The sequence below is a fragment of the Polaromonas sp. P1_G2 genome, assembly GCF_056405515.1.
On record NZ_JBFUBY010000918.1, the window covers coordinates 1 to 510 of the forward strand.

The window sequence follows — 510 nt, forward strand, 5'->3', positions numbered from 1 at the left end:
GGAATTTCTGGCCGGCGATCCACATTATCGGCAAGGATATCATCCGCTTCCACGCCGTCTACTGGCCGGCTTTCCTGATGTCGGCAGGCATCGAAGTGCCGCGCCGCGTCTTTGCCCACGGTTTTTTGCTCAACAAGGGCGAGAAGATGTCGAAGTCGGTCGGCAATGTCGTCGATCCCTTTAATCTGGTCGAGCATTTCGGCGCCGACCAGGTGCGGCATTTTTTCTTGCGCGAAGTTTCCTTCGGCCAGGACGGCTCCTATTCGGAAGAGGCGATCGCCAACCGCATCAATGCCGATCTCGCCGACAATTTCGGCAATCTGGCGCAGCGCTCGCTGTCGATGATTGCCAAGAATTTCGAGGGCAAGCTGCCCGAGCCAGCGGCGTTCACCGCTGAGGATGAGGCATTGTTGACGCTGGCCGACAGGACGATCGAGGTCTGCCGCGCCGAAATGGCAACCCAGCAGATCCATAAGTCGATGAGCGCCGTGTTCTCGCTGAGTTCGGAAG

1 protein-coding gene is annotated in these 510 nt (G+C 58.4%); it reads left to right on the top strand.

Translation table 11 applies throughout. The features are described from left to right. Positions 1-74: 74 nt before the first annotated feature. Positions 75-510 (top strand): class I tRNA ligase family protein (locus AC1D0P_RS28335; RefSeq protein ID WP_477679777.1); only part of this gene is annotated, 436 nt, incomplete at its 3' end.